Origin of the sequence: Dyella sp. EPa41, assembly GCF_016586165.1 — a bacterium.
In the GTDB taxonomy this organism is placed as follows: Bacteria; Pseudomonadota; Gammaproteobacteria; order Xanthomonadales; family Rhodanobacteraceae; genus Dyella.
This window is the reverse complement of the sequence record NZ_BCPR01000002.1, coordinates 128,467-153,946: the sequence shown is the minus strand read 5'-3', so window position 1 is coordinate 153,946 and position 25,480 is coordinate 128,467. Positions and strand designations below refer to the sequence as shown.

Annotated in this window: 24 protein-coding genes, 1 tRNA gene and 1 other RNA gene; 6 read left to right on the top strand and 20 right to left on the bottom strand. The window is 66.7% G+C overall.

Features of this window, described 5'->3' with window-relative positions:
- Positions 1-124 precede the first annotated feature (124 nt).
- The 9 genes from mraY to rsmI form a co-directional block, all read right to left on the bottom strand.
- The gene (gene mraY / locus JMF82_RS01575; protein WP_038621185.1) at positions 125-1,225 is read right to left on the bottom strand and encodes a phospho-N-acetylmuramoyl-pentapeptide-transferase; all 1,101 of its coding nucleotides are present in this window, start codon (positions 1,223-1,225) and stop codon (positions 125-127) included.
- Positions 1,215-2,585: a UDP-N-acetylmuramoyl-tripeptide--D-alanyl-D-alanine ligase gene (gene murF, locus JMF82_RS01570; RefSeq protein ID WP_201312771.1), complete on the bottom strand. Its 1,371-nt coding sequence runs from the start codon at positions 2,583-2,585 to the stop codon at positions 1,215-1,217. Before murF ends, mraY begins: the two co-directional genes overlap by 11 nt.
- Entirely contained in the window at positions 2,582-4,054 is a 1,473-nt protein-coding gene (locus tag JMF82_RS01565; protein ID WP_201312770.1) for a UDP-N-acetylmuramoyl-L-alanyl-D-glutamate--2,6-diaminopimelate ligase, read from the bottom strand. The genes murF and JMF82_RS01565 overlap by 4 nt, the downstream gene beginning before the upstream one ends.
- Positions 4,051-5,865 (bottom strand): penicillin-binding protein 2, encoded by a 1,815-nt coding sequence (locus JMF82_RS01560; protein WP_236585244.1) that lies wholly within the window; start codon positions 5,863-5,865, stop codon positions 4,051-4,053. The genes JMF82_RS01565 and JMF82_RS01560 overlap by 4 nt, the downstream gene beginning before the upstream one ends.
- Entirely contained in the window at positions 5,862-6,122 is a 261-nt protein-coding gene (gene ftsL, locus JMF82_RS01555; protein WP_201312801.1) for a cell division protein FtsL, read from the bottom strand. Before ftsL ends, JMF82_RS01560 begins: the two co-directional genes overlap by 4 nt.
- Positions 6,123-6,127: 5 nt before the next feature.
- A complete protein-coding gene (gene rsmH / locus JMF82_RS01550) occupies positions 6,128-7,054 on the bottom strand; it encodes a 16S rRNA (cytosine(1402)-N(4))-methyltransferase RsmH (RefSeq protein WP_201312769.1) in 927 nt (308 codons plus the stop codon).
- Positions 7,055-7,111: 57 nt separating this feature from the next.
- Positions 7,112-7,558 (bottom strand): division/cell wall cluster transcriptional repressor MraZ, encoded by a 447-nt coding sequence (gene mraZ / locus JMF82_RS01545; RefSeq protein ID WP_201312768.1) that lies wholly within the window; start codon positions 7,556-7,558, stop codon positions 7,112-7,114.
- A 313-nt stretch (positions 7,559-7,871) separates the two neighbouring features.
- Positions 7,872-8,238, bottom strand: an RNA gene (rnpB, locus tag JMF82_RS01540) — RNase P RNA component class A.
- A 208-nt stretch (positions 8,239-8,446) separates the two neighbouring features.
- Positions 8,447-9,274 (bottom strand): 16S rRNA (cytidine(1402)-2'-O)-methyltransferase, encoded by an 828-nt coding sequence (rsmI, locus tag JMF82_RS01535; RefSeq protein ID WP_201312767.1) that lies wholly within the window; start codon positions 9,272-9,274, stop codon positions 8,447-8,449.
- An 82-nt stretch (positions 9,275-9,356) separates the two neighbouring features.
- On the opposite strand from rsmI, the gene JMF82_RS01530 reads away from it, so the two are divergent.
- The 4 genes from JMF82_RS01530 (at position 9,357) to JMF82_RS01515 (ending at position 15,301) form a co-directional block, all read left to right on the top strand.
- Complete coding sequence (locus tag JMF82_RS01530; RefSeq protein ID WP_201312766.1) at positions 9,357-11,213, top strand: penicillin-binding protein activator; 1,857 nt, start codon at positions 9,357-9,359, stop codon at positions 11,211-11,213.
- Positions 11,213-11,569, top strand: a complete 357-nt coding sequence (locus JMF82_RS01525) for a YraN family protein (RefSeq protein ID WP_201312765.1) — start codon at positions 11,213-11,215, stop codon at positions 11,567-11,569. The genes JMF82_RS01530 and JMF82_RS01525 overlap by 1 nt, the downstream gene beginning before the upstream one ends.
- Before the next feature lie 812 nt (positions 11,570-12,381).
- On the top strand, positions 12,382-13,872 hold the full coding sequence (locus tag JMF82_RS01520; RefSeq protein WP_201312764.1) for an alpha/beta hydrolase: 1,491 nt from the start codon (positions 12,382-12,384) through the stop codon (positions 13,870-13,872).
- A 58-nt stretch (positions 13,873-13,930) separates the two neighbouring features.
- Positions 13,931-15,301, top strand: a complete 1,371-nt coding sequence (locus JMF82_RS01515) for an FAD-linked oxidase C-terminal domain-containing protein (protein WP_201312763.1) — start codon at positions 13,931-13,933, stop codon at positions 15,299-15,301.
- Between the two features lie 108 nt (positions 15,302-15,409).
- On the opposite strand, the gene JMF82_RS01510 is transcribed toward JMF82_RS01515, so the two are convergent.
- The 11 genes from JMF82_RS01510 to JMF82_RS01460 form a co-directional block, all read right to left on the bottom strand.
- Positions 15,410-16,048, bottom strand: coding sequence for a DUF6348 family protein (locus JMF82_RS01510; RefSeq protein WP_201312762.1), 639 nt, complete (start codon positions 16,046-16,048; stop codon positions 15,410-15,412).
- A 14-nt stretch (positions 16,049-16,062) separates the two neighbouring features.
- A complete protein-coding gene (locus JMF82_RS01505) occupies positions 16,063-16,389 on the bottom strand; it encodes a hypothetical protein (RefSeq protein WP_201312761.1) in 327 nt (108 codons plus the stop codon).
- Positions 16,390-16,427: 38 nt separating this feature from the next.
- Complete coding sequence (locus JMF82_RS01500) at positions 16,428-17,792, bottom strand: tryptophan--tRNA ligase (protein ID WP_201312760.1); 1,365 nt, start codon at positions 17,790-17,792, stop codon at positions 16,428-16,430.
- 34 nt (positions 17,793-17,826) lie between these two features.
- Positions 17,827-18,741 (bottom strand): arginase, encoded by a 915-nt coding sequence (gene rocF / locus JMF82_RS01495; protein WP_201312759.1) that lies wholly within the window; start codon positions 18,739-18,741, stop codon positions 17,827-17,829.
- Positions 18,742-18,750: 9 nt separating this feature from the next.
- A complete protein-coding gene (locus tag JMF82_RS01490; protein WP_201312758.1) occupies positions 18,751-19,224 on the bottom strand; it encodes a rhodanese-like domain-containing protein in 474 nt (157 codons plus the stop codon).
- Positions 19,225-19,409: 185 nt separating this feature from the next.
- Positions 19,410-20,180, bottom strand: coding sequence for a formyl transferase (locus JMF82_RS01485; RefSeq protein WP_201312757.1), 771 nt, complete (start codon positions 20,178-20,180; stop codon positions 19,410-19,412).
- Positions 20,170-21,150 (bottom strand): polysaccharide deacetylase family protein, encoded by a 981-nt coding sequence (locus JMF82_RS01480; RefSeq protein WP_201312756.1) that lies wholly within the window; start codon positions 21,148-21,150, stop codon positions 20,170-20,172. Before JMF82_RS01480 ends, JMF82_RS01485 begins: the two co-directional genes overlap by 11 nt.
- A gap of 279 nt (positions 21,151-21,429) precedes the next feature.
- Positions 21,430-21,505: transfer RNA gene (locus JMF82_RS01475), tRNA-Thr, on the bottom strand.
- A gap of 35 nt (positions 21,506-21,540) precedes the next feature.
- Positions 21,541-22,269, bottom strand: coding sequence for an SPOR domain-containing protein (locus JMF82_RS01470; RefSeq protein WP_201312755.1), 729 nt, complete (start codon positions 22,267-22,269; stop codon positions 21,541-21,543).
- A 36-nt stretch (positions 22,270-22,305) separates the two neighbouring features.
- Positions 22,306-23,064, bottom strand: a complete 759-nt coding sequence (locus JMF82_RS01465) for a type III pantothenate kinase (RefSeq protein ID WP_201312754.1) — start codon at positions 23,062-23,064, stop codon at positions 22,306-22,308.
- On the bottom strand, positions 23,061-24,032 hold the full coding sequence (locus JMF82_RS01460) for a biotin--[acetyl-CoA-carboxylase] ligase (RefSeq protein WP_201312753.1): 972 nt from the start codon (positions 24,030-24,032) through the stop codon (positions 23,061-23,063). Before JMF82_RS01460 ends, JMF82_RS01465 begins: the two co-directional genes overlap by 4 nt.
- A 339-nt stretch (positions 24,033-24,371) precedes the next feature.
- On the opposite strand from JMF82_RS01460, the gene JMF82_RS01455 reads away from it, so the two are divergent.
- Together JMF82_RS01455 and JMF82_RS01450 are read left to right on the top strand one after the other, a co-directional pair.
- The gene (locus tag JMF82_RS01455; protein WP_236585243.1) at positions 24,372-24,593 is read left to right on the top strand and encodes a hypothetical protein; all 222 of its coding nucleotides are present in this window, start codon (positions 24,372-24,374) and stop codon (positions 24,591-24,593) included.
- A gap of 12 nt (positions 24,594-24,605) precedes the next feature.
- Positions 24,606-25,373 carry a M90 family metallopeptidase gene (locus JMF82_RS01450; protein ID WP_201312751.1) on the top strand — a complete coding sequence of 256 codons (768 nt, stop codon included), beginning with the start codon at positions 24,606-24,608 and terminating at the stop codon, positions 25,371-25,373.
- Positions 25,374-25,480 lie beyond the last annotated feature (107 nt).

The following is a 25,480-nucleotide window of genomic DNA, read 5'->3' as shown; positions in this document are numbered from 1 at the left end:
GCTCGCTCCGCGACCGGGGAACGGTAAACAGTGAACAGTGAATGGGAAAAAGCACGCACGATGGTGCGCGACGCGAGCGCGCTCTTCCTGTTTACCATTCCCCATTGACTGTTCACTGCTCTCATCAGCGCACCTTCAACGTGGCGAGGCCGATCAGCACCAGCACGACGCTGATGATCCAGAAGCGCACGATCACGCGCGGCTCCGGCCAGCCCTTGAGCTCGAAGTGGTGATGGATCGGCGCCATGCGGAACACGCGCTTGCCGGTCATCTTGAAGCTGGCCACCTGGATCATCACCGAGGCGGTTTCCATCACGAACACGCCGCCCATCACCAGCAGGACGATTTCCTGGCGCACGATCACCGCGATCGCCGCCAGCGCCGCGCCGATCGCCAGCGCGCCCACGTCGCCCATGAACACCTGGGCCGGGTAGGTGTTGAACCAGAGGAAGCCCAGGCCCGCGCCGGACAGCGCGCCACAGAAGATCGCCAGCTCGCCCGCGCCGGGAATCGACGGGATGCCCAGGTATTCGGAGAACACGCGGTTGCCCGCGAGATACGCGAACACGCCCAGCGCGCCGGACACCAGCACGGTGGGCATGATGGCGAGACCGTCCAGGCCGTCGGTGAGGTTCACCGCATTGGAGAAGCCCACGATCATGAAATAGGCGATGACCACGAACATCACGCCCAGCGGCACCGCCACCTGCTTGAACAGCGGCACGTACAACGCCGTCTCGGCCACCGGCGCGTTGCCGACGCCGTGCGGCGCCGTGTAGTAGAGGAACAGCGCGGCGGCGAGGCCGAACACCGACTGCCAGAAATACTTCCAGCGCGAGGCGAGGCCGCGGCTGTCCTTGAGCACCAGCTTCTTGTAGTCGTCGTAGAAGCCGATCACGCCGAAGCTGAGCAGCACGGCCAGCACCAGCCACACGTAGCGGTTGTGCAGGTCGGTCCACAGGATGGTGGAGAGGGTGACCGCCAGCAGGATCATCACGCCGCCCATGGTCGGCGTGCCGGCCTTGGACAGGTGCGTCTGCGGGCCGTCCTTGCGCACCACCTGGCCGGCCTTCAATTCCGCCAGCTTGCGGATCACGTTGGGCCCGAACAGCAGCGACATCGCCAGCGCGGTGAGCGCGGCCATGATGGTGCGGAACGTGATGTACTGGAACAGGTGGAGGGCGGTGAAGTGCCGTGCCATCCAGTCTGCGAGTTCAAGCAGCATCGGATGCGCCCTCCCCTGTTTTCTTGTTGTCGCGAAGCGCAGCGACCACCTGGTCCATGCCGGACGAGCGCGAGCCCTTGACCAGACAGGCAACGCCGCTGTGCAGATGTTGTTTCAATGCGGCGGCCAACGCCGCCTTGTCGGCGAAGTGTTCGCCGCGTTCGCCGAACGCCTTCACCGCGGCCGCGCTCAACGGGCCGACCGCGAACAGGCGATCGATGCCGCGCTGGTGCGCGCGCTCGCCGATGCCGGCGTGCAGCGCCACGGCGTTTTCGCCAAGCTCGGCCATGTCGCCCAGCACCAGCCAGCGCTCGCCTTCGGCAAGCGCCAGCGTATCGATGGCCGCGCCGACCGAGCCGGGATTGGCGTTGTAGCTGTCGTCGATCAGCGTCCAGCCACCGCGCATGCGCTCGAACTGCAGGCGGCCGGCGACGCCGGGCACGTTCTCGAGGCCTTCCACGATGGTGTCGAGCGGCACGTCCAGTGCCAGCGCAATGGACGCGGCGGCCAGCGCATTGGCGATGTTGTGGCGACCGGCCAGCGGCAACTGCACTTCGGCATCGCCTACCGGGGTGCTCAGCAGGAAGTGCGAGCCGTCGACGCGCTGGTCGAGGATGTCGGCGCCCACGTCGGCCTTGTGGTCCAGCGCGAAGCGCAGCTGGCGGCGCGTGCCGGCGAGCCCGGTGAAGAAGCTGGCGAAAGCCTCGTCCGCATTGATGATCGCCACGCCGTCGACCGGCAAGGCCTGATACAGCGCGCCCTTGGTCTCGGCCACGCCTTCCACGCTGCCCATGCGCTCAAGATGCGCGGGCGCGATGGTGTTGACGAGGCCGATATCGGGCCGCGCGATGGCGGCGAGGTAGGCAATGTCGCCCGGCTTGCCCGCGCCCATTTCCAGCACGGCGTATTCCGTGTCCTGCGGCATCGCCAGCAGGGTGAGCGGCAGGCCCAGCTCGTTGTTGTAATTGCCGGCGTTGACGTGCGTGCGGCCGTGGCGCGACAGGATCGACGCCGTCAGCGTCTTCACCGTGGTCTTGCCGTTGGAACCGGTGATGCCGATCACGCGCACGTTGCTCTGCGCACGCACGGCGCTGGCGAGGTCGCCCAGGGCCAGTTCCGTATCGTCGACCAGCACCTGCGGCAGGTCGAAGTCGACCTTGCGCGTGACCAGCGCGGCGATCGCACCCTTGGCCTTCGCATCGGCGAGGAAATCGTGCCCATCGACGCGCTCGCCCTTGATCGCCACGAACAGGTCGCCGGGCTGCAGCTTGCGCGTGTCGATGGCGACGCCGGTGACGTCCACGTCGTCGCCGAGCAGGCGTCCGCGGGTCCACAGGGCGATGGCGCTCAGGCGCATCATGCCCGGGTCTCCAGCGCGTGGCGGGCCACGGCCAGGTCGTCGAACGGACGCTTGCCCGTCGCGCCTTCCTGATACGTCTCGTGTCCCTTGCCGGCGATCAGCACCACGTCGCCGGCCTTGGCCGAGGCGAGCGCGTGCTGGATGGCGGCGGCGCGATCGCGCTCGACCGTGGCGGCTTCCGGATGACGAAGGCCGGCGACGATGTTCGCCACGATGACGTCGCCGTCCTCGGTACGCGGATTGTCGTCGGTGATGATGATGGCGTCGGCAAGGCGCTCGGCGATCTCGCCCATCTGCGGGCGCTTGCCGGCGTCGCGGTCGCCGCCACAACCGAACACGCAGATCAGGCGGCCTTCGCAATGCGCACGCAGTGCCTTCAGCGCCTGCTCCAGCGCGTCCGGCGTATGCGAGTAATCGACCACCGCCAACGGCACGCCGTCGACGCCGCCGAGGCGGTTCATGCGGCCGTTGATCGGCTCCAGCACGGTGATGGCATCGGCGATGCGCTCGAACGGTTCGCCCATGGCGCCGAGGCAGGCCACCACGGCCAGCAGGTTGGCCACGTTGAAGCGGCCGAGCAGGCGGCTGCGCACGGCGCGCTCGCCCCAGGGCGTATGCAGGGTGAAGGCGAGGCCTTCGGCGGACGTCATGACATCGGTCGCACGTACGTCGGCCGTGGCATCACCCTCCGCGCTCAGGCGCAGCGCGTGCACGCCCGGCGGAAGACGATCGGTCAGCGAGCGGCCGAAGGCATCGTCGATATTGATCGCCGCAGCCTTCAGCGTCGGCCACGCGAACAGCTTGGCCTTGGCCTCGCCGTAGGCTTCCATGCTGCCGTGATAGTCGAGATGGTCGCGCGTGAGATTGGTGAATGCCGCCACGTCGAAGGCCACCGCGCCGACGCGACCTTGCTCCAGTGCATGCGAGGACACTTCCATCGCCACGTGTGTCGCCCCCTGGTCGCGGAACGAGGCCAGCAGGCCCTGCACGTTGATGGCGTCGGGCGTGGTGCGCTCGCCTTCGTTGAGCTGGCCATGCAGGCCGGCGCCCAGCGTGCCGATGGTGGCGGCGCGATGGCCGAGCCATTCCAGCGCCTGCGCCAGCAGCTGCACGGTGGAGGTCTTGCCGTTGGTGCCGGTCACGCCGATCACGTGCAATGCGTCGGACGGGCGCCCGAAGAAGCGCGCGGCGATCTCGCCTACCTTGCCATGCAGGCCATCGACCCACAGCACCGGCACGTCGATGCCGGATGCATCGGCAGCCGGCGCTTCGGCCAGCACCACGCGCGCGCCGCGCGCGACGGCGCCCTTCGCGAAATGGATGCCATGCTCGCGCGTGCCCCGCAGCGCGAAGAACGCGTCGCCGGGCCGCACCTGGCGCGAATCCAGCGTGAGCCCTGAAACGACGATATCGCCAACACCCGGGGTGTCGGCGATGCCATGGAGAAGCTGGTCGAGGCGGGCGCTCATGGCGTGGCCCCCTCGATCGGTGCGTCGTCCACCTGTTCGACGGTGGGCTGCTTGTTGCTGGTCAAACCGTTCTGTCCTTGCAATGGGCCGCCGACATACCAGCGCCCGATATTGTCTGGAGGCACATCCATGAGGCGCAGCGCGCCATCCATGACCTTGGCGAAGACGGGGCCGGAAACGAGGGCGCCGTAGTAGCTACCCTTCTTCGGGTTGTCGATCACCACCACCGCCGCCATGCGCGGGTTCGAAGCAGGCACGATGCCGGCGAAGGCGGCGCTGTAGTTGTTCTTCGAGTAGCCGCCCGCGCTGGCCTTGTGCGCGGTACCGGTCTTGCCGGCCACGCCGTAGTTGGCGATCCACGCCCACGGCGCCGCGGTGCCGCCCGGCTGCGTCACCGACTCCAACATCTGCACCAGTTGGTTGGCGATCTTCGGGTCGACGATCTGCCTGGCTTCGTTGTCCGAGCCCTTCACGAAGGTGGGCAGGTGCATCACGCCGCTGTCGGCGATGGTGGCGTAGCCGTTCGCCAGCTGCAGCGGCGTCACGTTGAGGCCGTAGCCGTAGGCCAGGATGGCCTTCTCCAGCATGCCCCAGCTCTTGCCCGGCTTGAGGTAGCCGGAGGCTTCGCCGGGGAAGCCGCTGTTGGTGCTGTTGCCGAAGCCGAACGCACGGTAGGTGTCGTACATCAGGCCGGTATCCAGCGTCATCGCGACCTTGGCGGCGCCGATGTTGCTCGACTTGGCGAGGATGCCCGTGGGCGACAGCATGCCGTAGGCGTGCGTGTCGCGGATGTCGTGCGAGATGTAATAGAAGTGGCCGTTGCCCGTGTCGATCATGGGACCGGTCGGCGAGTACTTGCCGCTGGACAGCGCGGCGGCCATGACGAACGGCTTGATGGTGGAGCCGGGCTCCACCACGTCGGTCATCGCGCGGTTGCGGCGGCTCGACGGATTGCTGCCGCGCAGGGCGTTCGGGTTGTACGTCGGCCAGTTCACCATGGCCAGCACTTCGCCGGTGTGCACATCCAGGATCACCATCGAGCCGGAGTCCGCATCGGACTGCTCGATGGTGTTCTTCAGCTCGTTGTAGGCAAGGAACTGGATGCGGCGATCGATGCTGAGCGTGATGTCACGACCCGGTTGCGGCGCGCGCACCAGTTCCACGTCTTCCACCACGTGGCCCATGCGGTCGCGGATCACGCGCTTGGCGCCCGGCTTGCCGGCCAGCCAGTCGTCGAAGGCCAGCTCCAGGCCTTCCTGGCCGTGGTCGTCGATGTTGGTGAAGCCCAACACGTGCGAGGTCACCGGGCCCGACGGATAGAAGCGGCGGAATTCGCGCTGGCCGTTGACGCCGGGCACGGCAAGGTCGAGCACCACCTGCGCCGCATCCGGCGACATCTGGCGCTTGAGGTAGACGAACTCGCGCTCCGAACGCTGCATCAGGTACTGCTTGAGCGCGTCCGCATCCATGCCGATGGCCTTGGCCAGCGCCGGCAGCTTGTCCTCGCTGTTCAGCACCTCGGACGGGTTGGCCCAGATCGAGACGACCGGCGTGGAAACCGCCAGCGGTTCGCCGTTGCGATCGAAGATGGTGCCGCGCGACACCGCGATCGGCACCTCGCGCAGGAAGCGGGCGTCGCCCTGGTTCTGGTAGAACTCCTTGCGCACCACCTGCAGGTCGAACGCGCGAGCCACCAGGCCCAGCGAGGCGAGCGACAGCACGCCGACCACCAGCAACATGCGGCGGCGGGCGCTGGGGGCCGCGGTGCGGCGGCGTGTGGGCGAAGGTGTCGTGCGCGGGCGCGGCTTCATCGACGCACCAGCTGGATGTCTTGCGGCTTGGGATTGAGCATGCCCAGCTTCCGCGCCTCGTCGTCCACGCGACGCGGCTCGGCCCAGGTGGCCTGCTCCAGTTCCAGCTTGCCGTATTCGATGTTGAGGTCGTCGCGCGCGTTCTGCAGGCGGGTGAGCTCGACGAACAGCACGCGGCTCTCATGGCGCGTCCACACCACGGCAATGGCGCTGGACAGCACCGCCGCGATCAGGATCAGCATGAAGAGGGTGCCGATGACCTTCATGCGAGCTTCTCCGCCACGCGCAGCACGGCCGAGCGGGAGCGCGGATTGACGGAGAGCTCTTCGTCCGAAGGAAACCTGGCCTTGCCCACGGCGGCCAGGCGCGCCGGCGCCGCCGCCACCGGGGGACCGCGACGGCTGCCCTGCACGCGACCCGAGTGGTCGCGGATGAACAGCTTCACGGCACGGTCTTCCAGCGAGTGGAAGCTGATGATGGAAAGGCGGCCGCCGACCTTGAGCAGTTCGAGCGCGGCGTTGAGGCCATGCTCCAGTGCGTCCAGCTCGCCGTTCACGCGGATACGCAGCGCCTGGAAGCTGCGCGTGGCCGGATGCTTGCCCGGTTCGCGGCGACCCACCACGCGCTCGATCAGGCTGGCCAGTTGACCGGTGCGGGTGATCGGGTTGTCGGTGCGGTCTTCGACGATGGCGCGGGCGATCTTGCGGCTGAAACGCTCCTCGCCGTAGATCCACAGCACGTCGGCGATTTCTTTCTCCGACGCATGCGCCAGGAAATCGGCCGCGCTCTCGCCCTGCGTGGTGTCCATGCGCATGTCCAGCGGCGCATCGGCCATGAAGCTGAAGCCACGGGCGGCTTCATCAAGCTGGGGTGAGGACACGCCCAGGTCGAGCAGGATGCCGTCCAGGCCGCCGGCAGTTTCGTCCCACTCGGCCATGGTCGAGAAATTGGCGTGGCGAATGGACACGCGCGGGTCGCTGGCGAACTCGGCCTGGGCCGTGGCGATGGCCTGCGGATCGCGGTCCATCAACAGCAGGCGGCCGTCGGGACCCAGGCGCGACAGCACGGCGCGGGCGTGGCCGCCGCGTCCGAAAGTGCCATCGAGATAACGCCCGCCAGAATGCACGGCGAGTCCCTCCACTGCTTCACCCAGCATCACCGGGATGTGCTTCAGCTGCTGCTCGGCCATGCCGCGCACTCCCGCTCCCGTCCCGCCACCAAATAGCCGCGCCACAACCGTTGCCGGTTACAGCTGCAGCTCCGCCATCTCGTCTGTGATCTCGTCTTCGCCGATGGTCTGGCGGATCTTGGCCAGGTGGGCCTGTTCGCTCCAAAGCTCGAACTTGTTGCCCATGCCCAGCAGAACCGCTTTCTTCTCGATGCCCGTGGTCGCGCGCTGGCTGGCAGGCAGCAGCAGGCGTGCGGCGCCATCCGGCTCGACCACCGCCGCGGCACCGACCAGCTTCATCTGCATGTCGCGATGGGCGGCCTTGACCTTGGACAATGCGTTCACCTGGTCGCGCACCTTTTCCCACTCGGCGTACGGGAACAGCCACAGGCAGCCCGTCTCGAAGGGGTTGTAGGTGATCACCAGACGATTGGCGCAGGCGCCGGCCACCAACTCGCGGTACGCGGTCGGAATGGCCAGCCGGCCTTTGTCGTCAACAGTGATGGCGGTTTCGCCCTGGAACACGACCGTTAGGCTCCACGAATTCCCACGATTTCACACAGGAACCCACGATAGTCTCGCCCCCTGAGACTGTCAAGGGAATTTTGCTTGTGAATCAATGAGAAAGGCGGTGATCTGGTAGCAATTCCAGCCTTTTATGAGGAACCGCCCGAAGGTGCTTGAATGACTGGGATTTTTTGAATCCGAGACACCTTCAACGGAGCGCCCTCCAGCCACCGGAATGCCATCCCGCATGAACCGGCCGTTCAGACCTTCCATACGCGACCGTCGCCACCGCGTCGGGACTCGACGCGGTGGCGACGACCGGTAAGAAGGAGGGTGGAGTCGGCCTGTAAGCCGGGTTCTGTACGCCTTGCGGCGCGACAGTCATTCCTCTCGGCCTGGCGTCACCGCCAGGCTCCAGCAACCTACCCGGGAACAACGCGGGCCGCGTTATCGTTCCCCTATTCGGTCTTGCTCCAGGTGGGGTTTACCGTGCCATGCGGCGTTAGCCCCGCACGCGGTGCGCTCTTACCGCACCCTTTCACCCTTACCACGCACATCCGGAGATGCCGTTCGGCGGTCTGCTCTCTGTTGCACTGGCCGTCAGCTCACGCTGCCCAGGCGTTACCTGGCACCTTGCCCTATGGAGCCCGGACTTTCCTCGATGCGCTTGCGCGCGACGCGACTGTCCGGCCGACTCCGGCGCGCATTCTAATGGAATGTGAGGCTCAAAGCGCTTGAGAGCAGATCGCGCGAACGAGTCCATTCAACGCAGACCGGCCAGAGTCATTGTGGGAGCGCACCCTGTGCGCGACAGCAGAGGTGCGGCCTGGACTCCGTGGCCGGTTTCGCACCGCCCCCTTACAGCTCTGCCCATGTCGCGCACAGGGTGCGCTCCCACAAAAAGCTTCAACCTTCATATAGAAGCTTCCTCGGCGCCCCGCTGATCGCCGCCGCCAGCTTCGCCGCCTTCGCCGGCGGCAATTCCTCGCGCAGGATGGCAAACACGCGACGCCCTTCCGCCTCGCGCGCATCCGCCTCTTCGCCGCGCCCGGCCACCAGGATCACGCACTCGCCGCGTTGCTGGTCCGGATCATCCGCCACGCGCGTCGCCAGCTCGCCCAGCGGCTCACCGATCACCGTTTCGAACAACTTGGTGAGTTCACGGGCCAGCACGCCTTCGCGCGCCGCGCCGAACACGTCGCGCATGTCAGCCAGGCTTTCAGCCACGCGATGCGAGGACTCATAGAAGATGAGCGTGCGCGCATCGCCCGCAAGTTCCTGCAAGCGCGAACGCCGCGCGGCGGCCTTGGGCGGGAGAAAGCCTTCGAACACGAAACGATCGCTGGGCAACCCCGCCACCGACAGCGCCGCGATGGCGGCGCACGCACCCGGCACCGGCGCACACCGGATGCCGGCCGCGCGCGCCGCGCGCACGAGGCGAAAGCCCGGATCGCTGATCAACGGCGTGCCCGCGTCGGATATCAACGCCACCGATTCGCCGCCCTGCAACCGCCGCACGATCGCGTCCACCACCTCGCGCTCGTTGTGCTCGTGCAAGGCCACCAGCGGCGTGCCGATGTTGTAGTGCATGAGCAGCGGACGGCTGTGCCGCGTGTCCTCCGCCGCGATCACCGCCACCGAACGCAAGGTTTCGATGGCGCGCGCGGAAAAGTCATCGCGATGACCGATCGGCGTGGCGACGACCCATAGCTGGCCGGGCTGAATCTGTGACATCTTGCCAATTCCTCCGCCGCGAGGCGGCGATCCAATGGGCTATCATCGCCCATCCGCGTCAAAAGCTCGAAGGGATTTGGCCATGCGCTTGTACCGCGCCGCAGGCACCGCCCTGCTGATTTCACTGGCACTCACTGCCTGCGTACCGCCTGCAGCCCAGCGCTCTCCCACCGAGATCGCCGCCGCCCAGCAGGCTCAGGCACTGGCGCAGCAAGGCAAGTTCGAGGATGCGGCGCAGTCGTATCTCACGCTGGCGCAGACCAGCGGCAATCGCGACGAATACCAGCTGCTCGCCGCCGAGGCCTATCGCCAGGAAGGCCAGCTCGACCGTGCCGCGCCGTTCCTCGCCGGCATTCGCCGCCAGCGCCTCACCGGCGACGAACCCGTGCGACTGGACCTGCTGCAGGCCGAACTCGCGCTCAAGCAGCACAACGCGCCGCATGCCCTGCAGCTCACCACGCAGCCGAATCTCGCCGTGCCCGCCGCGCTGCAGGTGCGCCTGCTCGAACTGCGCTCGCAGGCCATGCAGCAAACCGGCGACCCGTGGGGCGCGGCGCGCACGCGCGTGGAAATGGACGGCCAATTGACCGGCCTGGACCAGGCACAGAACCGCAAGCAGGTCGTCACCCTGCTTACCCAGCTGGGGATGGAACCGCTCAAGGCGCGCGCCGCGGCCATGCAGCCGGGCGACCGCATGCTGCCCTGGGTCAACGAGGCCTTGGGCCAGCTCGGCGTCGCCGTGGCGCGCCCCGCTCCATCGCTGGAGCAGGAGGTGGGCACGATGATTCCCGGTGAAGGCGCGAACGTGCGCGAAGGCTTCAAGATGCCTGCGCGCGTCGCCTTGCTGCTGCCTATCAGCGGCAGTACCGCTTCTGCCGGCACCACGGTGCGCGAGGGCTTCTTCGCGGCCTATGCCGACTCTTCGCGCAACCATGCACCGCGTCCGCCCGTGCGCGTGTATGACAGCGGCGGCACCGCCGCCGGCGCCATCAAGGGTTACCAGCAGGCCGTCGACGATGGCGCGCAGCTGGTGATCGGTCCGCTGACCCGTGTTGAAGTGTCCGCATTGTTCGGCCAGCCGCAATTGCCCGTGGCCTTGCTCGCACTCAACCATCCTGACGACAAGAGCCTGCCGGCCAGCGGCGTCAGCGAATTCGGCCTGCTGCCGGAAACGGAAGGCACACAGGCCGCCGACCACATGGCCGAAGGCGGCATCACCAATGCCTTTGTCATCGCCGGCAACGATGACTTCGCGCAGCGCGCGGCCAAGTCGTTCAAGGCCGAACTGGAGGCACGCGGCGGCAAGGTGGCCGGCATGGGCAACCTCGGTGCGACCGGCGTCAATTACGCCTCGACCATCAGCGGCCTGGGCATGCCCACCGATACCGGCGATGTCTCCGCGGCCACCAACAACACCGGCATCTTCATCAGCATGCGTCCGCAACAGGCACGCCTGCTGCTGCCCCAGCTCAAGCTGGCCCGCGTGAACCTGCCCGTGTTCGGCACCTCGCACATCTATGCCGGCGTCGACGATGCCGGTGCCAACCGCGACCTGGAAGGCGTGGAGTTCTGCGACGCGCCCTGGCTGTTCGACGTACAGCCCGGCCTGCCCAACCACGGCGATATCGCTGGCCAAATACCCGCCGCGCGCGGTACCTCGGCGCGCCTGTTCGCCTTCGGCATGGATGCATGGAACCTCGCGCCCTACGTCGACTGGCTGCGGGCCCACCCCGGCAGCTACTTGCCCGGCGCCAGCGGCCAGCTCACCGCCGACCAGTTCGGCCGCATTCGCCGCGTGCTGGTATGGGCCAAGTTCCAGGACGGCCTCGCCCGCCCGCTCAACGGCAGCCTGCAGATGGACAGCGCACCCGCCCTCGCGCCGCCGACCGACAACAACGTCCCCCAGCCGAACAACGGCCAACCCACCGACCACCACTGATGCGCGCCGCCGGCGCCATCTTCGAACAACGAGCCTGCGCGGAACTCCAACGCGCAGGCCTCAAGCTGCTGGACCGCAACTACACCACCCGCTACGGCGAAATCGATCTGGTGATGCTGGATCGGGACACGGTGGTGTTTGTGGAAGTGCGCCATCGCCTGGCCAATACCCACGGCAATGCCGCCGCAACCGTCACCGCACGCAAACAGACCAAACTCATTCAGACGGCCGAACTCTGGCTGTCCACTCATCCGCGTCACGCAAACCACACCTGCCGGTTTGACGTGGTGAGCTACGACGGCCCCGCTGACAGCGCAGCGATGGCATGGTGGCGAGCGGCCTTTGAGGCGATTTGATTGGGTTAGGCCGCTGCCTGAAATTCTTGCCCGCTGTTGGATTAGGATGATCCCGAAGCGCCCGCTTCCGGACCTTGTTCCGGGCATTGGAAGGAAATGATGCGCCAGCTTCTGATCCTCTATGTCCTGGGCCTGACAACAAGCACTGGATTCGCTGGTGCGGCACTCTCCGCCAGCGCTTTCGCAACAGATGCGCCGGTGAAGAAGCTGCCATTGCCAAAAACGGAATCTGCATGCGTCGCACGGGGCGGTGAATGGATCTTTGCCGGACCACAGAACGCCACCAAGTACTGCTTGCTTCAAACGACGGACGGCGGAAAGGCCTGCAAAAGTTCGCGTGAATGCCAAAGCGAGTGCGTTGAGACCCCAAAGGGCAACCAGTGCGCCAGTGCGGCCAGCGGGTGCTTCGAGCCGACTGGGCGCGGGACGGCAAGCCAATGCGTAAACTGAAGTTGGGCAACGTGGCCGGACCCGAGCTGGCGACAGTTTCGACACCAAAACGGATCGGGCGAATGGATGGCTGGTATCCAGGCCTTAACAGATCTGCTGACCGGGGGGTGGCTTTCCCATGAGTAAATTCACTCGAGCCGCGCGATGGCTATTCTGCGCGGCACTTGATGCCATGTCGTTAGCCATTGCTTTGGCGATACTGTTTTCACTGAGACTCACTTGGTAGACCCTGTACGAGGTCGCTTCCGGCCCGGGCGCATACTCGGCATTGCAAAGGGCGCCTCTCGACAATTTGCTCATGCCGCCTAGAGCAAGCTGCTGCCGGTTGCAGCCAAACGGCAGAGGCCGACAAGGGGATCAGCATGCTGCGAGCACTGGTCAAGGTCGCCAAATGGACAGCCATTGTCTTCCTGATCTTTTTCGTTTCCCTGCTCGGCATTCGCGCCTGGGATTCGCAGCGTGGCGACCCGTTGGCGTTGTGGCAGACCTATGTGCCGCATGAGCTGACTGCTGCGGAGATCGACGCTACGGACTGGCCCGGCTATCTCGCGGCAGAGCAGAGGGTGTTCGATGAGGTGAAGACGCAAGTCAGCGACAAGCTGGACGCGTCGGATCGCGTGGCCACCAATCGCTACTTCGAAGGCGCACCGATGTATCCGGAGCACTTCAAGACTGACTGGAATCGTTCCTATGTGCTTGAGCCGCCGGGGCCGCCCGCCGGTGCCGTGGTGCTGATTCATGGCCTCACCGATTCGCCCTATAGCCTGCGCGATATCGCGGAGCTCTATCGCGATCGCGGTTTTGTCGCCATCGGCTTGCGTGTGCCGGGACACGGCACGGTGCCCGCGGCCTTGACCGAAGCGCAGTGGCCTGACTGGCTGGCGGCCACTCGTCTGGCCATGCGCGAAGCACGACGGCGGGTGGGGCCGCAGGCACCGATCCACATGGTGGGTTATTCCAATGGCGGAGCGCTGGCCCTCAAGTACACGCTGGATGCCTGCGAGCATGAGGAGCTGACGATGCCTTCGCGGCTCGTGCTGCTGTCGCCCATGATCGGCGTGACGAGCTTTGCGCGATTTGCCGGCCTGGCGGGGCTGCCCGCGATCCTGCCCGCTTTTGCCAAGGCGGCATGGCTGGACCTGATTCCCGAGTACAACCCGTTCAAGTACAACTCCTTCCCGGTCAACGCCGCGCGGCAGACCTACCTGCTGACGGATGTGATCCGCGGGCAGATGCAGCAGCTCGCGCGCACGCGGCAGCTGTCCCGGCTGCCACCCATCCTCACGTTCCAGTCGGTGGTCGACGACACCGTCAGCGCACCCGCCGTTCTGCGGACGCTTTATGCGCAACTGCCCGACAACGGCAGCGAGGTCGTATTGTTCGACGTGAATCGTAACCACCGGTTCGACTCGTTGCTGCGGGCGAGCTCGCTGCAGGCGCTACAGCGTCTGGTGTCGCCGGGGGCGCATGCTTTCCGCATCACCGTGATTGCCAATGCGGCGGAGAACGATAGCCGCACGGTCGCGCGCACGACCGAGGCGGACACCGGCAAGTCCACGGTGACGCCGCTTTCCATCAGCTATCCCGACAACATTTTTTCGATGTCGCACATCGCCCTTCCCTTCCCGGCCAATGACCCGCTCTACGGCACGGAACCGGATATGTCGGAGAATTTCGGCGTGCGGCTGGGTACGGCAGCGCCACGCGGGGAGCGCGGCGCACTGGTATTGAATCTCGATGCGGTGCTGCGCATCAGCTCCAACCCTTTCTATCCGTACGTGCGTGAGCGCATCGAGTCGGTCATTGCGCCCACTGCCCATGCGGCGGACGCCACCGCGCCCACGAGGCCCTAGCGCATCGCCATTGCATGCCATGCGGGCACCCGATGCCCGGCGGTGGGATACTGGAACCATGACACTGCCTGACACCCTGCTCTGCGCCCTTCGACCGCACTTCTCACCGGAGTCTCTGACCACCGAAATGGGAGAGCGGCTCCCCTACGCCTACGACAACTCGCGACGCAACGCGCTGCCTGATGCCGTGGTGTTCCCGACCACGCATGGGCAGGTGGAGGTGCTGGTGCAGCTCTGCCGCGAACACCGCGTGCCGGTGACAGGACGCGGGCGCGGCACCAATACCACGGGCGCCACGGTGCCGGTGGATGGTGGCGTGGTGGTGAGTTTCGAGCGGATGAATCGTATCGTGCGCATCGACCCGGACAATCGCCTCGCCGTGGTGGAACCGGGCGTGCTCAATGGCGACCTGCAACAGGCGCTCAAGCCTCACGGCTTCTTCTGGCCGCCGGACCCGACCTCCTCACCCTGGTGCAGCATCGGCGGCAATCTCGCCTGCAACTCGGCCGGCCCGCGCACCGTGAAATACGGCAGCCCGCGCGAGAACACGCTGGGCCTGCGCGCCGTGGCAGGTACGGGCGAGGGTTTCCGTTGCGGCACCTACACCAGCAAAGGCGCCACGGGCTATGACCTGACGCGCCTGCTGATCGGCTCGGAAGGCACCTTGGCGCTGATCACCGAAGCGACGCTCAAGCTCACGCCCAAGCCCTCCGGCCTGCGCACCATGCGCGCCACTTATCGCGACGTGGGTGCGGCGGCGCGGGCCGTCGCGCGGATCATGGCGCAACCGGTGACGCCCTGCGCCCTGGAATTCATCGACGATGTGGCCTTGAAGCTGGCGCGCGACCACGGCGGCGACACCGTGCCGGTGGCGGGCGCGATGCTGATGATCGAAGTCGATGGCGAGCCCGACACGCTGCCAAGCGCCGTGGACGCCGTCTCGCGCGCGGCGCGCGGCGACGGACTGGAAGAACTGCGCGTGGCGGAAACCGCCGAGGAAACGCTGGCATTGTGGTCGGCGCGCAAGGCCTTGTCGCCCGCGCAGCGCACCATCTCCCCGAACAAGATCAACGAGGACGTGGTGGTGCCGGTCAGCCGCCTGCCCGAGCTGGTCGATGGCATCAAACGGCTGTCGAAGAAGCACGATGTGTTGATCGTGAGTTTCGGCCATGCGGGCAACGGCAACCTGCACGTGAACCTGCTGCCGCGCGACGACGCCGAGCGCGAGCGCGCACATGCGTGCCTGGCCGAGGTGTTTGCCCTGGTGATCGCGCTGGATGGCACCTTGTCGGGCGAGCACGGCATCGGGCTGGTGAAGCGCGAGTTCATGCCGCTGGCGCTGCAACCGGCGACGTTGCATCTGATGCGCAACGTCAAGGCCGCATTTGATCCCGAGGGGATTCTCAATCCCGGGAAGTTGCTGCCCTAGGACCTGTTGTAGGAGCGCACCCAGTGCGCGACCGATAGCCACCGGATTGCCGAGCACGCGCAAGGTTGTGATCGCGCACTGGGTGCGCTCCTACAGAGAGCACTGCTTTCAGTAGTCGCGGATGTCCAGCATGATGAAGCCACGCACGCTGTAGCCCTCGCCTTCGGGCCACGCCAGGGACGCGAGCGCGCGATCGCCGGCGGCCCACGGCGCGTTGTCGAGCAGCACCTCGGCGGTTACCTGGCCGTCGTCGCCGCGCCGATGGAACAGACGCACCCAGTGCGGCTCGGCGCTGAGGGCTTCGCGCTGCAGGGCTTCGCGCAGGGTGGGAAGGATGTCCTGTGGCACGTCGACGTCATCCCGGCTCGACAGCCATGGAGCGACGAAAACGTCCCAGGTACGAATACCGAATTCCCAGCCGTAGGTCTGCAGGCGGCGTTCGTCGGTGACGTACCAGCAGGCGGCCAGCAGCACGTGGAACACGCCGCGCTCGAAGGCGTCCAGGGCATCGCGACAGGCAGCCTCGCCATGGCCTGCGCCAGCGAAGCTCTCTTCGATATGGCGCTCTTCGCTGATGACGATATCGACGTCCAGACGGCCAGGCTGGCCGGCGGACCCTTCGGACCAGATGGCGCGCACGGCGGGGAAATCGCCGTCGGTCATCAGCCAGTCTTCATCAGGCTCGAGCTCGACGCCGTGACGCTGGAAGAGACGCTGGAGATATTGCTGAAGCGCGGCGTCTTGCATGGACAGAACCTCGGTCAGTTCGCGCGGGGGCGCCACAGCAGCTGGCGCACGATCATGGCAAGCACCAGCACCAGCACGCAGGCGCCGTAACCGTAGAGAGCCGGCAGCACCTGCTGCCAGATCGCGCCGCTTGCCGGGCCGTACTGCCCGACCGCAGGCACGCTCGCGGTGTCGAACGCCGTGCTGGCGCACTCCACGGCCGCAAAGGCGGCCAGCAACAGCGCGGCCAGGTCGAAGCCACGGCGCGCACGCGTGCGTGGCAGGCTCTTGGGGTAGGCCCAGTACGCCCAGCCAAGAATCAACAGCCAGGGCGCCAACAGCAGGATGGCCAGGTAACGCATGCGTCAGTTCACTCCTTGGAGATGGGCGCCGGGCGCGCTCATTCCTGCGCTGCCAGCTGGTCCAACGCGCCACGCAGGCGGTTCAGCGCTTCGTCGCGCGCCTGCTCACCCTCGTAGTCGGGCGTGGCGGCGACTTGTTCGCCGTCCAGCTCGAGCACGAGCGACAGCGGCTGCACCTGCACCACGGCGCTGGTGGCGCCCAGTTCCTTGATGCGCTTCTGCAAGGCGCCGGCGGCCTTGGGATCGGCAAACGAGCGGGACAGCAAGAGTTCCTCGCCATCGCCGGAGAACAGCCGGAAACGGAAGCTGCCATCGGCGTCGCGGAAGCTGGCAAAGCGCGGCGGCTTGCCTGCCTTCGGCGCGGGCCTGGCTGCGGCGGCTTGCGGCGCCACGGCTATGCCGGAGCGCAGGCCGATCGCGTCGCGCAGCTCGGCGATCTTCGGCGCCGCAATGGCGCGGGCCTTCCTGGCGCCTTCCTGCAGGATCTCTTCGATCATGGCGGGGCGTGCGATCAACGCGTCGTAGCTTTCGCGCATCGGCGCCACGTCGACCTCGAGACGCTCGAACAACACCTGCTTGGCTTCACCCCAACCGATGCCGCCGACCAGTGCTTCGTGGAACGCTGCCGATTCCGCTTCACTGGCGAACGCGCGGAAGATGGTGAACAGCGAGGAGCTGTCCGGATCCTTCGCTTCGCCCGGCAGGCGCGAGTCGGTCACGATGCGCATGATCGATTCGCGCAGGTGCTTCTGGCCACCGGCGAACAGCGGAATGGTGTTGTCGTAGCTCTTGGACATCTTGCGGCCATCCAGCCCGGGCAGCGTCGCCACCTGCTCTTCGATCACCACTTCGGGCAGTACGAAAAAGTCACGCCCGTAGATGTGGTTGAACCGCTGCGCGATGTCGCGCGCCATCTCGATGTGCTGGATCTGGTCACGGCCCACCGGCACCTTGTTCGCGTTGAAGGCGAGGATGTCGGCCGCCATCAGCACCGGATACATGTAGAGGCCCGCGGTGACGCCCGCATCGGCGTCCTCGCCCGCCTCGGTGTTCTTGTCCACCGAGGCCTTGTACGCGTGGGCGCGGTTGAGCAGGCCCTTGGCGGTGACGCAGGTGAGGAACCAGGTGAGCTCCGGAATCTCGGGAATGTCCGACTGGCGATAGAAGGTGACTTTCTGCGGATCGAGGCCCGCGGCCAGCCACGTCGCGGCGATCTCCAGGCGCGAACGCTCGATGCGCGCCGGATCGTCGCTCTTGATCAGCGCGTGGTAGTCGGCCATGAAGTAGAACGCGTCCACGTCATCGCGCTTGCTGGCGGCCACCGCCGGGCGGATCGCGCCGACGTAGTTGCCAAGGTGCGGCGTGCCGGTGGTGGTGATGCCGGTGAGTACGCGGGTCTTCATGAGCTCTCGTTCTTGGTGTCGTGATGGAAAGTGGTCAACGGATCAGCGTGGATTTGCCGAACAGTGACTCGACCAGATCCACGGCCAGGCGTGCGGTCTGGTTCTTCTTGTCGAAGGCCGGATTGAGTTCGACGATATCCAGTGAGCCGACCCGGCCGGTATCGGCGATCATCTCCATGCACAGCTGCGCCTCGCGATAATTCGGGCCGCCGCGCACGGTGGTGCCAACGCCCGGCGCAATGGTCGGGTCGAGGAAATCCACGTCGAAGCTGATGTGCAGGTGCGTGTTCTCGTCGACGCCGGTGAGCGCTTCTTCCATCGTGCGCTTCATGCCCACTTCGTCGATGTGGCGCATGTCGAAGATGCTTACCTTCGATTCGCGCACCAGGCGTTTTTCGTCTTCATCCACCGAGCGGATGCCGACCTGGCGGAACACGTCCGGCGTGGTCGCGGGCACATGGCCACCCACTTCCACCAGTACCCGCGGACCCTGGCCGCACAGGCAGGCCACGGGCATGCCGTGGATGTTGCCCGACGGCGTGACCTCGGCGGTGTTGAAGTCGGCGTGCGCATCCAGCCACAGCACGCGCAGCTGCTTGCCCTGTTCGCGGCAATGACGCGCCACGGCGCTGATCGAGCCGATGGCGAGGCAGTGGTCGCCGCCCAGCATGATCGGCAGGCGGCCCGCCTGCAGCTCGGCGTAGATCGCCTCGTGCACGGACTGGTTCCAGGCCAGCACCTCGGGCAGATGGCGATAACCGTCGTGCGGCGGCTGCCATGGGTTCAGCGGCCCCTGCAGGTTGCCGCGATCGACCACATCCAGGCCGCGTTTGGCCAGCCTTGGTCCGAGGTTGGCCACGCGCAGTGCTTCCGGGCCCATCGAGGCGCCGCGATGACCCGCGCCGATGTCGGTGGGAACGCCAATCAGGGAAATTGCCTTGTTGACCATGCAAGCCTGTCAGTGTGAAGGAGCGGGATCGGCAGAGCCTTCGCGCACGAGCGGCAGCTGCTGCTGTCGCCAGGCGTTGAGGCTGCCATCGAGCAATCGCACGTGGTTGTAACCCAACGATTGCAGGGTTTCCTGTGCACGCGCCGCGCGTCGTCCCGAGACGCAGTACACCACGATCTCGCGGTCGCGGGGGATGCCCAGTACGCCCGCGCGGCTACCGAGCTGTTCCACGGGAATGTTGAGGGCGCCAGCGATATGCCCGTCGCGGTACTCGTCGGCGCGGCGCACGTCCAGCAACAGGGGCGCCTGCCCCACCTGCTGGCGTTCCACCAGCTGCGAGGCGGCGAGCGGTGTCTCCGTGGCCAGGGCGACACCCGACCCCGCCACGCAGAGCACGACGAACGCGACGAGCGATCGCACGCGCTGCACCCCGTGAAGGCGCAGCGAGCGGCGCCGCAGGTGTCGTTCGAACGGGTTTTTCATGGGCAGAACGCTGGGAAGCACACGAAGCCTAACGTCACAGTCACCGCCAAAGACACTGGCCGGCCGTGGTCGGGCTGCCAGAGGACGAGCTTCGAAGTATAGCCGCCACCCGCCGGCGAAATGGCCGCGGGACGGAAAGGCCGATGGCCGCCCTGTAAGTGCGCGCGCCCGGGCCGCGCCCCGGCTCAACGTATGCCGTTCTGGAACCGCTGCCGGAGGTAGAAGAGCAGCGTGGGGTGATACCACTGCTGCGACGGACCTTCGCTGGCAATGGGCGAGAGGCGGTTGTCCACGGCGTCGCGCAGGGCGGCCTGCATCATCGGGATGGCCTTGGCCATCTGGTGGATCGGATAGGTCACGAAATTGTCCGCCGTACCGACATCAATGGTGGACTGGTACAGGATGCCGCCGGTATCCACGCCCTCATCGACCATGTGCACGGTGACCCCGCAGCGGCGGCGGTCGTCCATCGCCAAGGCCCAGTAGCCACCATGCACGCCCCGATAGGCGGGCGTGATGCCCATGTGCGTGTTGATGAAGGGCGCCTTGATCGATCCCAGCAATTTCTTCGAGAGGATGCGCGTGCCGTTCACCACCACCGCATCGGGCGCGAGCTCCTTCAGCAGGCGGATCACCTCGCGCCTGTTCGCGCTGTCGACCTTGGTGACGACCTGCGCCGGTATCGGCGAGTCGTCCATGTCGTAGCGCTGTATCAGCTGCTGCACGCGCCTGCGCGAACTCCTGCCCAGCCACCGGCTGTACACGATGAAGGCCAGTTGGCCCAGCGTCGTGCGCCACCCCAGCGTCTTCGCCCGGTACTTGATCATGCTCCTGGACGAAGGCTTCTTTTCCAGCACCACCGCAGCAATGTCACAGCTGCCGCGCAAACCGTTGTACATCAGCTCCGTGGACAAGCCCGGACCTGCGAGCATCACGATGCGCGGCCTAGGCGGCATGCGAGCGCTCCAGTTCCGCGGAGATCTCGCCCATGTTCAACGACTGCATGCCGTAGCGCTGCTTCAGCTCGCCGTAGTAATCGAGGATGCGCTCCAAAAACCGCTGGTTTTCCTCGATGTGCGCGCCGAAATTGTGCGGATGCCACCACAGGTGGAACAGGCGGTTGTTGATCGCCGCGTGGCGCATCGCACGCTTGATGCGATGCAGGCGCAAGCCGTCCAGCCATGCCACGGACGGCGAATACGGCCGCAGGAAGCGGCTCGAGGGAATGTTGTACGGGCGGCTCTGCGCGCATTCCTCGAAGCTGTAGGTGTTGTAGCCGGTGACGTTGAGGTAGGCGTCGACGAGCCGCAGGCCGCGCACCAGCGGATTCTGCTGCTCCTGGTTGCGCGGCGTGTAGAAACCCGCGTATTCGTTGCCGCGATAGCAACGGATGCCCAGCTCCTCCAGCACCGGCAGGTACGCCGGGTTTCCCTGGTTGCGCGGAAACACCAGGCTATGGACGTCGATGCCGCGCGCCCTCGCCGCGTCGATGGCCGCCGCCAGGTCCGCCTTGAACGCTTCGGCGGTCTGGCCGGGTTCCAGGCAGTAGTAGTGCGAGAACGTATGCGTGCCGATTTCCTGGCCGGGGTATTGGCGGATCAGCTCGATCACCTCGGGCGCGAAGTGATATTCGTCGTCGCTGCCCCATGCGTGCTCGTCGATGTAGCGGTAGGGCGACAGCTCGGCGTTGTGATAGGCCGGCGTATCGCGCGGCAGCTTCGTACGCAGCGCGGTGACATCCTCGAAGAAGATGAAACCCAGGGTGGCCCAGGTGGCATGCACCCCGTGGGCATCGAACGACGCGAGCATCTCGCGTATGGCCTGTCGCTCGCCGCGAAGGTTGTCTTCGTAGTCCTGGATACTGCGCTTGTCGCGCACGCCCCAATAGAGCTCAAGATCCAGCGAAACGGTAAATATGCCTGGCATGAGGTCGTGCACCCATCCCGTTGATCCGTTGTCAGCCCCCTACTGAGCTATCCAGCCGGCAATCGGCACCCATGTCCGGCCCCGGCCATCCCGCGCTGCCAGGGCGAACAAAGGGGATTGTTCGGGCCCGATCGTGAAGGCAGGCTGAGGCACCCGGCCCGCGGGCGGGGGTACGTACAGGCTGAGCCCGCGTCCCCGAAAACAGGCGCCGCGCGGCCCGCGCGACACCGCCCGTGACCGCCATGCGGCCCGACGGACAAGGAGGGGATATCGCCAGGATGGTGCCGGCAGCAGGAGTCGAACCCGCGACCTACTGATTACAAATCAGTTGCTCTACCAACTGAGCTATACCGGCATGGGAGGGGGAGTCTAGCAGGCCGCCGCCACGACTCAAAAACAGCCGGTGCTGTGCGAGCCTACGCCATGCACCCGGCTACGCCAGTCGGCGCGGCCGTTGTCGGCGATCACCACGTCCAGCCAGTACTCCGGAACGCTTTCCGTGCGCTCGCTCATCTGGGCTGGGAAACCGGCCGCGACCACCTGGTCGCGGCGACGGCGGGCATTGGCAGGATCCTTGAACAGGCCCAGCGAAATCGTGTTGGACTGGTCGCCGCTGCTCACGATGAAGTATTCGCCCACGTTCGCGGCACCGAGGCGGCGGCCCAGTTCCAAGGCGCGATCGCGACTGCCGCCACCGGGAAGGTAGACCCACCAGCCCGTGGTCTGCGTCGTCTGTTCCTGGCGCGAGCGCATGCGGGCCGCCTGGTTGCTGAGTGCGCTGCGCGCGCTTCGCATATCCGCCTGGGTGGCGAACGGGCCCAGCGCCATGCAGGTGTAGGAGGTCTGTCGCGGCGGAACGACGGGGGCAGGCGCGGGGGCCGGAGTGGAGGTCGCCGTGGAGGCCGCCGGCGCCACGCCGACGGGCGCAGGCGCCATCGCCATCGGCGCCGTGGACGCCGCGGCGGCAGGCGGTGCCGGGCGTTCGCTGAGCAGATGCAGTTCGGGCACGCCCGCGTCCGTGGCGCTTCGCCCGTGCACGTCGTCCTGGCCCAGCAACAGCCATGCGCCCACTGCGATATTGAGTGCGATCAGCAGAACGAACAGCAGGCGCAGGAACATCGTCGATCCGTCATGCAAACGACAAGAGCCGGCATTCTAGAGAGCCGGCGCCAAGGGGGAATGTGCATCCGACCACACGGCCAGACCACGCAATACGCTGTCACTGCTGAGTCGAGCCGGTGGTGCCAGCAAGGGAAGCATCGCCTCCGCATCGCCACCGCCGAGAATCAGCACCGGCGATCCACCCAGCGGGGCGGTCATGTGCGACACGAAGCGCTCGATCAGCGCCGCGCTCGCCTGCCAGCAACCCGAAGCCACCGCGTCGGGCGTGTTGTCCGCCGCTTCCAGCACCCGACCCGGTCGCTCCACGTGCACGCGAGAGGTCGCGCCCAGCAAGGATTGCTGCATCAGCTGCGGTCCCGGTGCGATCAATCCGCCCAGATGCTGGCCATCGGCCGCCAGTGCATCGAGCGTCAGCGCGGTACCGACGCCCGCGAGCACGCACGACACGGGTTCGTCGGCGTGTGCCGCGACCATGGCCAGGAAGCGATCGACGCCTAGGCGTGCCGGCTCCGGATAGGCATTGCGCACGCCACACGCCGCGGCGGGCGTGCGCAGCCACTCGGTGTCGCGCGAGAAGCACGCAGCGACCACCGCGGCCACCTGCGCCTCGCGTCCCGCGTCGACCACCGACGCGCCGAACACATCGGCCGGCACGGGCAGGCTGCGCCAGGCGTCGTGCAGCGAAAGCACGACGTCCTCGCTCCAGCCCACCGCGCCCTGCGCATGCCAGCCGGCGCCTTCGCGCAGCGCCCACTTCAGGCGCGTGTTGCCGAGATCGAGCAGCAGCCTCATGTGCGGCGCACCGAGACATCGGCGCTGTCGATGCGGTGCATGCCATCGGCGGCCTGCACCAGCAACGCACCGCGCGCGTCGACGCCCGCGCCCGCGCCGTCCATCGAAGCCTGTGCGCCCTGCACGCGCAGCGCCTTGCCGCGCAGCAGGTCGTGGGCGGCGTATTCGTCGACGAAGGCGGCAAAACCTTCGCGCTCGAACTGCCCCAAGCCCTCGGCCAAGGCGGCGATCAGGGCGGCGGCGACCCGGTTGCGGTCCGGCGCGATGCCACCGGCCAGCGTCACCAGATCATTCACCGGCTGACCTGCCTGTTCCCGCAACGCCGACGTCAGGCGCACATTGAGGCCGACACCGATGATCGCCGCGCACGGCCCCTGATACTCGCCGCTGAGCTCCACCAGGATGCCCGCCAGCTTGCCGGCATCGCTCAGCACGTCATTGGGCCATTTGAGCCCGGCCCCCTGGATGCCAAGCGTCGCCAACGTGCGCATCACGATGACGCCCACCGCCAGCGACAACCCCGACAGCGAGGCAAAGCCGGCGTCGAACCGCTTCAGGCAGGAGAGATAGATGTTGAGGCCCGGCGGCGACAACCAGCTGCGCCCGCGACGGCCCCGTCCGGCGCTCTGCGTCTCCGCGAGCATCATGCTCAGGTCGGGCAGCGTGGCCGCGCGGCGCTGGATCTCACTGGAGGTTGAGTCGATCTCCCAATGCAGCTCCAGCTCGCCCAGCAACTTGCGCGCGGCCGTCGGCATTGCCGCGCGAATCGCCGTCACATCCAGCAATTGCAGTGGCCACGGCAGGCGATAGCCCGCCGTGCCTTGCGACTGTACCGGTACGCCGCGCGCGCGCAGCGATTCCACTTGTTTCCAGATCGCGGCGCGGGTGACACCGGCGCGCTCGGCCAGTTGGGCCCCGGAAATGGTGCCACCATCGGCCAGCGCCACGAGCAGGTCCTGTGCCTGCATTACGGCGCGCCCACGCCCGAGACGCCGCATGCGGCGGCGCAGTGGACGAGCGGAAGCAAAGGGAGGCGAGGCATCTGCCGATTCTAACGTGCCCTGCGACGGGCCCGCAGGTCGCCATGGTGCTTCCGTCCCATGACTTCTGGGACTCGCGGCATTTTTTGCGGTGTTCCGGGGCACTGGCATCAGCCCCCCGTTTCTGCCAGCATCGAGATCTTGGATTGCGGATCAAGGGGTTGAGCCGCCGTGGCTATCGGGAAATTCTTGATCGGATGCGCTCTGTGCGTCGGCGGCCTCGGCGTCGCGTCGGCCATGGATGCCGACGGCCAGGATTTGTCCACGATGCAGCGTTCGCTCGACAACAGCTCCAGCAACCACGAAGGCGCGGGCGCCGGCAGTGGAGGCGACGCGCTGGGTCTGTCGCGTGAAGCCCCGGTGTCGTCCGGCTCCTCCTCGTCCTCGAGCAGCGACAGCTGCCCGGGTCCGAACCCGGTCTCGCCGGCGCGCAGCAACCGTCGCGCCACCCTCGGCTGGCAGTCGCTGTTGCCCGGTTCCATCCAGTAAAGCCCCAGGCCCGTGCCGGACTCCTGGTGGCGGCGCTTCCGCGCCTACCTGACACCTCCTCCGATCCCCGCCGCGACATGGCGCGAAGCCGTGGATGCGTGTCCGTTGGCGCGCAGGCTGGATCGCGCGCGACAGGATGAGCTGCGCCAACTCGCAGCCATGTTCCTCGCCCGCAAGCGGTTCCACCCGCTGGCCGGCGCGGCACTGACACCGCAGCTGCAGCTGCTGATCGCCATGCAGGCCTGCCTTCCCGCGTTGCGCCACGGCCCGCAGGCCTTGCGAGGATGGCGCGAGATCCTGGTCTATCCGGGTGAGTTCAAGGTGCGGCGCAGCCACCACGACGATCACAGCGGCGTGGTGACCGAAAGCGACGATGTACTGATCGGCGAAGCATGGGAACGTGGTCCGCTGGTGTTGTCGCTGGCCGATGTGCAGCTGGACCTCGAACAGCCATGGGACGGTTTCAACGTCGTCGTACACGAAATCGCGCACAAGCTGGACATGCTTGATGGCGCATCCGATGGCGTACCGCCGCTGCCGCCGCATATTCCCCGTCGCCAGTGGATCGTGGCGTTCCAGCGGGCGTTCGATCATCTGTCCAACGACGTGGCGCGGGGACGCGACACGCTGATCGATCCGTATGCGGCGGAAAGCGCGGATGAATTTTTCGCCGTGGTGAGCGAGCTGCATTGGTCGCAACCCGGCGTGCTGCGGCGTGCGGATGCAGCGGTGGCGGAGTTGCTGGCGGCGTATTACGGGCCATCGCCCGCGCCGGGTTGAACAAGGCTTTTTGTAGGAGCGCACCCAGTGCGCGATCACGGCCAGGGAGGTGACTGCCACGTAGGCTTATCGCGCACTGGGTGCGCTCCTACAGAAAAGCGGATGGC